Origin of the sequence: Micromonospora sp. NPDC051925, from assembly GCF_044548625.1 — a bacterium.
Classification (GTDB): Bacteria; Actinomycetota; Actinomycetes; order Mycobacteriales; family Micromonosporaceae; genus Micromonospora.
On record NZ_JBIUCH010000037.1, the window covers coordinates 1 to 9,220 of the forward strand.

Genomic DNA, 9,220 nt, shown 5'->3' on the forward strand with positions numbered 1-9,220 from the left:
CCACAAGGGAAAGTAACCACCCACCCCCCACAGCACCACCAAACACCCACACCACACCCAAGACCACCCTGCCCAAAAACGGTCAAAACACGAGAGGTGCCCGTGACCGATAATGGTCACGGGCACCTTGTCGTACGCTGCCCGCTCACACGGGAGCACCGAGCATGTCGGTCATCACGCTCCACAGTGTCTGCGGGGTGGCGAACGTCTCCATCGACATCGCCTCGTCGACGAACCGCACGTTGTACTCGCTCTCCAGGGTGGCCAGCAGCTCGACCATGGCGAGGGAGTCCAGGCCCGAGTCACGCAGGCTGGTGCCGCCCAGCAGTGGCTCCTCGGCGTCGAGGAAGGGCAGGTGCTGGCGCAGGATGGCCTCGAACCGTTGATCCCACATGTCCGCGATTCCTTCCGGTGCAGGGTGAGAAGAACGCTAACAACGCCCCTGGGCGATGACGACCCGACAATTCTCCGGTCGCCGGCAGGACCGGGTAAGGGGTCGTTAGGGGGGTCGATGCGGGTAGGGCCCGCCGGGGCCGCCGATACGCTCCGGCCATGAGTCGAGAGAACTTCGCGCGCACGCACGCCTCCGTGGAGACGCTGCACGAGTTCCTGTTGGCGGGGGCCCGGCTGACGCCCGACAAACCGGCCGTGATCCAGGCCGTCGGCGGCGAGGTCGGCTCCATCTCCTACCGTCAGCTCGCCCAGCGGGTCGACGGCTACGCCGCCGCGCTCGACGAGTTGGGGCTGGACATCGGCGACCGGGTGATCCTGGAGTCGGACACCTCCCCGACCGCCATCGCCGTCTTCCTGGCCTGCTCCTCGCTGGGTCTGACCTTCATCCCGGTCAGCCCGGAGACGCCCGCGCAGCGGCTCGCGCTGATCGCCGAGAGCACCGCCGCGGCGCTGCACCTGCAGCCCGTCGACGGACGCCGGGAGGGGGTGCCCGCGCCGCTGGGCACCGCCCGGTTCGGCCCGGACGGCATCCAGGTCGAGCGGGCGCCCGCGCCGCGCACCCGGCACCGCCGGGAACTGGTCCCCACCGACCCGGCCTACATGATCTTCACGTCCGGCACCACCGGGCGGCCCAAGGGCGTGGTGATGAGCCACCGGGGCGTGCTCGCCTTCTTCCGGGGCATGCTGCGGCACGGCATCGTCTCCGCCGAGGACCGGGTCGCCACCACCTCACCGCTCCAGTTCGACTTCTCGCTGCTCGACATCGGACTGGCGCTGGGCAGCGGCGCGGCCGTGGTGCCGGTGCCCCGGTCGTTGCTGCGCTGGCCGCGCCGCTTCGTGCAGTTCCTCGCCGACAGCGGGGCCACCCAGGTCAACGGCGTCCCGTCGATCTGGCGGGGGGTGCTGCGGCACGAGTTCGCCGGGCTGGCCGCGCTCGGCGAGCAGATCCGTGGCGTGCTCTACTCCGGTGAGAACTTCCCCCTGCCCGAGCTGCGCGAGCTGCAACGCGCCCTGCCGCACGCCCGGGTGGTCAACTGCTTCGGCAGCAGCGAGTCCATCGCCGCGTCGTTCACCGACGTGCCCAACCCGCTGCCCGACGACGTCGACCGGATCTCCATCGGCCACGCCCACCCGGGCGCGGAGATGCTGCTGATCGACGAGGACGGCAGGCCGGTCGACGAACCGGGGGTCATCGGTCAGATCCACCTGCGCAGCGCCGCCCTGTTCCACGGCTACTGGAACGACCCGGAGGCCACCGCCGCCGCGCTGGTGCCCGACCCGCTCAACCCGGCCACCGGGCAGGTCGTCTTCCGCACCGGCGACCTGGCCTACCGGGGCGAGGGCGGCGAGCTGTACTTCACCGGCCGGGCCGACTCGCTGGTCAAGGTACGCGGAAACCGGGTCGAACTGGGCGAGGTCGAGCGCCGGGTCCGGGAGTTCCCCGGCATCGCCGGTGCTGCCGCGCTGATGCTGCCCCAGGAGGGCAAGGACCCGGTGCTGGCCGCGTTCGTGATGCTCGACGAGGGCGTCACCGGTGTGGAGGAGATGGAGCTGGGCGCGTTCTGCCTGGAGGCGCTCCCCGACTACATGGTGCCGCAGCAGGTGCGGGTGGTCGACGAACTGCCGGTCAACGTCAACGGCAAGGTCGACCGACGGGCCCTCGCCACCCTCGCCGGACAGCCCGCGCAGGGCTGATCCCGCGCCCGACGGCCCCTGGCCGGTCCCTTCAGGAGGGGGACCGGCCAGGGGCTTCCCACGTCGGCGCGAGGTCTGGGACGGCACGATCCCCGGCCCGGAGCAGTCCGGGCCGGGGGACGGCGGTCAGTTCCCGGCGGCCTCGCGGGCCAGGCGGGACCGGTCGACCTTGCGGTTGGAGTTCAGCGGGAACTCCGGCACGTGCCGGTACGAACGCGGCAGCATCCCCTTGGGCAGGAGCTGCCGCAACTGCCGGGACAGCTCCGCCGGGGCGGTCGGCTCGCCGGTGTAGAAGACCACCAGCTCGGTGCCGCCGGCCCCGGCGCGGGCCACGGTGACGGCGTCCTCGATGCCGGGGCAGCCCCGCAACGCGTGCTCGATCTCGGCCAGCTCCACCCGCCAGCCGTGCACCTGCACCTGCGAGTCGAGCCGGCCCAGGTAGATCAGCTCCTTGTTCTCCAGCCGTCGTACCCGGTCCCCGGTGCGGTACCAGCGCCGGCCGTCGCGGACCAGGAACCGGCCCTCGTCGTCGGCCGGGTCGAGGTAGCCGGGGGTCAGCTGCGGGCCGGTGATGCAGAGTTCGCCCTCCACCTCGCTGGCCGCGCCGTCGGCGTCGAGCAGCACCCCGTCGTGCCCGTCGTGCAGGTGCCCGATCGGGACGAGACCGTTGACGCAGAGCCCCGGTGAGGTCTGCGGGGACCAGCGGTGCCCGGTGATGGTGACGGTCAGCTCGGTCGGGCCGTAGATGTTCTCCAGGGTCGACGCGGGCGCCGCCGCCTGCCAGTCCACCGCGTCGGCGGCGTGCAGCGCCTCCCCGGCGAAGAAGCTCCACCGCAGCGACGGCATCGCCGCCGGTGCCAGCCGGCCGGTCCGGCGGACCAGGGTGATCGCGCTGGGGGTGGAGAACCACACGGTCAGCCCTCGCTCGGCGACGAACGCCGGCACGTCCCGGTACGCCGCCGGCGGCACCGGATGCACGCTCGCCCCCGCGCCCCAGGCGCAGAAGAGGTCGAACATCGCGCAGTCGAAGTTCAGGTCGAACGACTGCGAGAAGCGGTCGTCCGGCCCGAAGTCGTACCGGTCGTCCAGCAGGGAGAAGTAGTGCCGCAGGTTGCCGTGGGTGATCGGCACCCCCTTGGGCCGCCCCGTCGAGCCGGAGGTGAACAGCACGTAGGCCAGGTCGTCGGGGTCGGCCGGGCGCGGTGCGGCCAGCGGCGTCGCCGAGGCCACCGGAAGCCGCGGACCGGTGCCGCTGCCGCGCGGGTCCACCACCGGCGCCAGCACCGGCACCCCGGCCACCGCGTCACCCAGCTCGGCCCGGACCGCCAGCCCGGCGTCGTCGAGCAGCAGGGTGGAGACCTCGCACGCGGTGAGCATCCCCGCCGTGCGCGCCGCCGGGAACTCCGGATGCAGCGGTACGGCGGTCGCCCCGACGTACAGGGTGGCGAGCAGTCCCGCGTACGACTCCAGGGTCTTGCCGGCCAGGATGCCGACCACCCGGGGCGGCCCGTCCGGGCCGGCGGCCAGCGCGCCTGCCCAGCGCAGCGCGGTGGCGTGCAGCTCCTCGTAGCTGACCGGGCCGGTCGGCAGGTGCAGGGCGGTGGCCCGGGGCGCGGCGGCCAACCCCTGGAGGAACCGGCCGTGCAGGGCGTAGTCGGTGTGCTGGGTCATCTCGTCCTCCGTGCTCTGCCGGCGGTCAGGCGGCCACGGTGCGGCGGATGGGCCGCATCGCCCGCCGCGGGTCCACGATGGTGGTCCGGAAGTTGCGGACGGTGGCGCCGACCCGGCCCCACAGCCGGTCCGGTCCGCAGACGTGCACCGTCTCCACCCCGGACCGCTGGAACGTGGCGACCACCTCCGGCCAGCGCACCGGGGTGACGATCCCGTCGAGCAGCATGGCCCGTACGCCGTCGGCGGTGTCCCGCACCGTGCCGTCCTGGTCGGCGACCACCGGGATCTGCGGGTCGGTGAAGCGCAGCGACCCGAACAGCTCCGCCGCCACCCGGTCGCGCAGCGGCTGGAACGCGGCGGCGTGCAGCGGCGGGTCCATCACGTACAGCGGCAGCCCGCCGCCGGCCCGCAGCCGCTGCGCCAACCAGTCGGTACGCCCCTCGTGCAGGGTCACCATCCAGAAGTCGGTGTCCACGTAGCAGGAGATCTCGTACCACTCGCCGGCCTCGTCCAGCTCGGCCAGGATCTCCCGCAGCCGCTCGGCCGGGGTACGGACGAAGGACATCGTCACCACGCCCCGCTGCTCGGCGGTGAAGTACTCCGTCTCGATCCGGGACAGCCGGGCGGTCATCCGGACCGCCTCGGCGAAGTCCAGCGCGCCGCTGAACACGGCGGCGGCCTTGCCGCCGAAGCTGGGCCCGGCGATCAGGTCCGGTCGCAGGTCCATGGTCCGCTCCGCCCAGCGGGCCAGCGCCACGCAGTTGACCAGGAAGGCGACCTGGGCGTACTCGGAGTAGTCGCTGTCGCTGTCCCGGTACCGGGCGAACAGGTCGTAGTCCAGGGCGTCGCTGGCGGCGGCGAGCAGCTCGCGGGCGTCCCGGTCGACGAGCATGAACTTCGCGACGTCGGCGAAGTCGCACGGACCCATCCCGGGAAAGACGATGGCGCTGGTCATCTGGGGCGTCCTTGTCATCGGGGAAGCTTGGCGAGGGCCTGCTCGACGCGGGTCAGCGCGTCGGCGACGTGCGGCACGGCGAGCGGGTCGGCGGCGGTCTGGGTCTGCCGCTGCTGCTCCGGGGTGACGCCGTAGAGCATGCTGGTCGCGGCGCGGAAGCGCAGCGCCTCGGGCCGGTCGCCGAAGTGGTGGCCGGAGAGCACCGCGACGCCCAGCTCCTCCAGCAGGTAGCGCTGCAACGACGCGCCGTCGGTGACGCCCTGCTCGGCCAGCGGACCGCGCAGCGGGGCGAAGTCCGGGTAGACGTAGAACGCGCCGGTCGGCGGTCGGCAGGTCGCGCCCGCGTCCACCATGATCCGGTGCACCGCCCCGGCCACCGCGCCGTGCAGCGCGGCGTCCGCCGCCAGCCGCTCGCGGATCTCCGGCGGCTCGGCGAAGGCGTACCGGGCCACCGACTGCATCGGGCCGGCCAGGGTGGACCAGATCTCGCTGGCCACCGAGGCGACGTCGGCGCGGATCTGCTCGCCCCGGCCGCCGGCCGGGAACCGGGCCGCCCCGATCCGCCAGCCGCCGAGGGCCAGGTTCTTGCTCAACCCGGTGATCACCACGGTCCGTCGGGGCGCGATCTCGGCCGGGGAGAGCAGGTCCGCACCCGGTTCGTGCAGGATGTCCCGGTAGATCTCGTCCGAGACGATCAGCAGGTCCTCCTCCTCGGCGATCGCGCACAGCTCCCGGACCAGCTCGTCCGGGGCGTGCGTGCCGGTCGGGTTGTCCGGCGAGGTGAGCACCAGGATGCGTGGGTCCTGGCCGAGCACCCGGGCGGCCCGGATCGTCTCCCGCAGCGCCGCCGGGTCGGGCACCCCGCCGCAGGACTCCGGGATCGGCACCCCCAGCACGGTCTTGCCGGCCAGCCGGGCCTGCGGGGCGTAGGTGACCCAGCTGGGCAGGGCGACCAGGGTGTCCCCGCCGACGACCAGTTGCAGGGCCATCAGCAGCGGCTTGCTGCCCGGCGCGACGATCACCTGGTCCGCCTCGGTGGGCAGTCGGCGGCGGGAGAAGTAGCCGGCCACCGCGTCCCGGGTGGCCGGGTCGCCGACCACCGGCCCGTACGCGTTGCGCTCGGCGCCCTCGGTCAGCGCCCGCACCAGCGGTGGGAAGACCGGCAGGCGGGATTCGCCGAAACCCAGGTGCACGATGGACTCACCCGCGGCGATCCGCTGCGCGACCAGCTGGTCGAGCGCGAGGTTGGGCGAGATCTTCCGGCCGGCCATCGCCAGCTCCCTTCGGGGTCGGTTGGTGCTCAGGCGGTGACGGCCGCGCCGGGGCGGGCCGTGCTGGGGCTGACCGCGGCGAGGATGTCCGCCGGGGCGGCCGGGTCGAGTTCCAGGTCGCTCAGCCACGCCGCGTCCGCCGACCAGCGGGCCCGGAACGGTCGGCCGACCAGTCGTCGGTCGCGGGCCTGGATCAACCGGAGCTGGAAGAAGTCGCCGTCCGGGGTCCGTTCGACGCCGTCGACGAGGACCTTGCCGGGAGTCGCCGACATGACCGGCCCGCGCACCGTCCGGGCCAGGCCGGGCAGATCCTGGTACGCGGTGCGGAAGATGTCGGCCGCCCGGGTCAGCGGCACCTGGAAGTAGTCCCGGGGGCCGGTGTCCCGCTCGACGAACATGTAGTAGGGCACCGCGCCGACGGCCAGCTCGGCCCGCCACATCTCGCTCCAGGCGCGGGCGTCGTCGTTGACGTACCGGATCAGCGGGGCCTGGCAGTAGACCACCGCCCCGGTGGACCGGATCCGGGCGATGGCCCGGGTGGCGATCTCGGTGGCCAGCTCCCGGGGGTGGCTGAAGTGCGCCATCACCGCGACGCTGCGCCCGGAGGCGACCACCTGCTCGAACAGTCGCAGCAGGTCGTCGGCGTCGCTGTCGGAGACGAACCGGTACGGCCAGTAGGCGACCGCCTTGGTGCCGAACCGGATGGTGCGCACCGTGTCCACCCGCAGCAGCGGCTCCACGTGGCTGCGCAGCCGCTCCGTCGACATGATCATCGGGTCGCCGCCGGTGACCAGCACGTCGGTCACCGCCGGGTGCCGGTGCAGGTACCTCACCAGCTGCTCCGGGCCGGGCGCGGCGAAGCGCAGATCGGCGTCGCCGACGAACTGCGCCCAGCGGAAGCAGTAGGTGCAGTACGCGTGGCAGGTCTGCCCCTGTTGCGGGAAGTACAGCACCGTCTCCCGGTACTTGTGCTGCATCCCCGGCAGTTCCTGGCCGTCCAGGCTCGGCACGTTGTGCTGCTGCTGCCCGGACGGGTGCGGGTTGAGCCCGGCCCGGATCCGGGCCACCTCGGTGCGCAGCCCCTTGCGGTCACCGGCGCGCAGCAGGTCGCCCAGGAGCCGTTCGTCGGCGGCGGCGAGCATGCCGCGCTGGGGGAACACCAGCCGGAAGATCGGGTCGTCCGGGATGCGGTCCCAGTCGATCAGGTGCGACAGGACGTACTCGTTGACCCGGAACGGCAGCACCTGGGAAATGGTGCGGATCGCGTGCAGATTGTCGGCCGACAATCCGTACCGGGCACCGAGTTCATCGATGTGGTGCGGCCCGAAGGAGTGGAACCGCCCGGGATCGGCGGTCGTGGAAACGAGCAGGGACATCAACCATCCTCCATGGGGGGTTGCGCCCACCGACGTGGCGTGACTCAATCACCGGTGCGCGCCCGCGAGAATCGCTCGACGGTCAACAGCGCATTGCCTCGACCACACGCTAGTGGCGGCGCGTCCGACCGGACCCCTAGCGGCACCCCAGAGCCGCCCCTTAGCGGAGCCGGTAGGGGGCGGCTAGGGGCGTCGCGGGGGTGTAGGTGGATTTCCTTTCCTGATTACGTATCCCTCGCCTGGTCCGGCCGGCGCCCGGCGTGTCGCCCGGATACGCCGTACCGCACCGAGCGGCCGAAGAGACATCGACGCCAGCGCCGATCACGTGCGCCCGGTGCGAACCGAGGGAGTGCCCCGTGACGATCGATCAGGAGATCCGCAAGTATCCGTTCAGCGAGTCGCCCGGGATCGACATCGACCCGACGTACGGGCTGCTGCGCAGCACCGAGCCGCTGGCCCGGGTGCAACTGCCGTACGGCGAGGTGTGCTGGCTGGCCACCCGGTACGAGGACGTCAAGACCGTGCTCACCGACCCGCGCTTCAGCCGGGCCGCCGCGCAGGGCCAGGACCAGCCCCGGCTCCGCGAGGAGATGACCTACGAGGGCATCATCGGTCTCGACCCGCCGGACCACACCCGGCTGCGCAAGCTGGCCGGCAAGGCGCTGACCGCCCGCCGGGTCAACGAGATCCGCGAGGACGCCCAGCGGATCGCCAACGAGTACGTCGACGACATGATCGCCAAGGGTTCTCCGGGCGACCTGGTCGAGATGTTCGCGCTGCCCTTCCCGATCACGGTGATCTGCGAGCTGCTCGGCGTCCCGTTCGAGGACCGCGCCCAGTTCCGGATCTGGACCGAGGGGCTGACCAGCACCAGCGAGCAGCTCATGGTCTATGTCGAGCAGTTGTTCGGCTACATGGGCAACCTCGTCGCCCAGCGCCGTGAGCAGCCCACCGACGACCTGCTCGGCGCGCTGGTCAAGGCCCGCGACGAGGGCGACCGGCTGACCGAGCAGGAGCTGCTCTCCATCGCCGGGGTCGGGCTGCTGCTCACCGGCGTCGAGACGGTCTCCACGCACATCCCCAACTTCGTCTACGCGCTGCTGACCAAGCCGGAGCTGATGGCGCAGCTGCGCGCCGACCGGAGCCTCGTGCCGGCGGCCGTCGAGGAACTGCTGCGGATGATCCCGCTCAACCCGGCCGCCATGTTCCCCCGCTACGCGGTCGAGGACGTGGAGCTGAGCGGCGGCACCGTGCGGGCCGGTGAGCCGGTGCTGGTCTCGCTGCCCGGCGCGAACCGCGACCCGGAGATCTTCGAGAACCCGGAGAGCTTCGACTTCACCCGGGAGCAGAACCCGCACGTCGCGTTCGGCCACGGCCCGCACCACTGCCTCGGCGCGCAGCTGGCCCGGATGGAGCTCCAGGTGGCCCTGCACACCGTCCTGGACCGCTTCCCCGACCTGAGCCTGGCCGACGGGGACGAGGGCGTGTCGTGGAAGTCCGGCCTGCTGGTGCGGGGCCCGAACCGGCTGCTGGTGGCCTGGTGACCGCGGTCGACACCCGGTGGACGGTCACCGTCGACCGGGAGGCCTGCATCGGCACCGGGGTCTGCGCCGGCGCGGCGCCCCGGCAGATCGAGATCCGGGGCGGCAAGGCGTCCGCGTTGGCCCCGGAGACCACGCCCGACGAGGCGGTCATCGACGCCGCCGACATGTGCCCGATGTCCGCGATCACGGTTCGCGACGCCGCCTCCGGCGAGCTGCTCGCGCCCGAGGCGTGAACCACCGCCCCGACCGGTGAAT

8 protein-coding genes are annotated in these 9,220 nt (G+C 72.5%); 3 read left to right on the forward strand and 5 right to left on the reverse strand.

The window, feature by feature from the left end:
* Positions 1–145: 145 nt before the first annotated feature.
* Entirely contained in the window at positions 146–394 is a 249-nt protein-coding gene (locus ACIG87_RS31240; RefSeq protein ID WP_396855215.1) for a phosphopantetheine-binding protein, read from the reverse strand.
* 158 nt (positions 395–552) lie between these two features.
* Between ACIG87_RS31240 and ACIG87_RS31245 the strand changes: the two genes are divergently transcribed.
* On the forward strand, positions 553–2,148 hold the full coding sequence (locus tag ACIG87_RS31245; RefSeq protein WP_396855216.1) for an AMP-binding protein: 1,596 nt from the start codon (positions 553–555) through the stop codon (positions 2,146–2,148).
* Between the two features lie 126 nt (positions 2,149–2,274).
* On the opposite strand, the gene ACIG87_RS31250 is transcribed toward ACIG87_RS31245, so the two are convergent.
* From ACIG87_RS31250 to ACIG87_RS31265, 4 genes are read right to left on the reverse strand one after another with little or no spacing between them, the layout of a single operon-like run.
* On the reverse strand, positions 2,275–3,819 hold the full coding sequence (locus ACIG87_RS31250; RefSeq protein WP_396855217.1) for an AMP-binding protein: 1,545 nt from the start codon (positions 3,817–3,819) through the stop codon (positions 2,275–2,277).
* 25 nt (positions 3,820–3,844) lie between these two features.
* Positions 3,845–4,774, reverse strand: coding sequence for an ACP S-malonyltransferase (locus ACIG87_RS31255; protein WP_396855218.1), 930 nt, complete (start codon positions 4,772–4,774; stop codon positions 3,845–3,847).
* Between the two features lie 14 nt (positions 4,775–4,788).
* A complete protein-coding gene (locus ACIG87_RS31260) occupies positions 4,789–6,045 on the reverse strand; it encodes a pyridoxal phosphate-dependent aminotransferase (RefSeq protein WP_396855219.1) in 1,257 nt (418 codons plus the stop codon).
* Between the two features lie 29 nt (positions 6,046–6,074).
* On the reverse strand, positions 6,075–7,421 hold the full coding sequence (locus ACIG87_RS31265; protein ID WP_396855220.1) for a KamA family radical SAM protein: 1,347 nt from the start codon (positions 7,419–7,421) through the stop codon (positions 6,075–6,077).
* 356 nt (positions 7,422–7,777) lie between these two features.
* Between ACIG87_RS31265 and ACIG87_RS31270 the strand changes: the two genes are divergently transcribed.
* Together ACIG87_RS31270 and ACIG87_RS31275 are read left to right on the forward strand one after the other, a co-directional pair.
* The gene (locus ACIG87_RS31270) at positions 7,778–8,965 is read left to right on the forward strand and encodes a cytochrome P450 (RefSeq protein WP_396855221.1); all 1,188 of its coding nucleotides are present in this window, start codon (positions 7,778–7,780) and stop codon (positions 8,963–8,965) included.
* Positions 8,962–9,198, forward strand: a complete 237-nt coding sequence (locus ACIG87_RS31275) for a ferredoxin (protein ID WP_396855222.1) — start codon at positions 8,962–8,964, stop codon at positions 9,196–9,198. The genes ACIG87_RS31270 and ACIG87_RS31275 overlap by 4 nt, the downstream gene beginning before the upstream one ends.
* Positions 9,199–9,220: the final 22 nt, after the last annotated feature.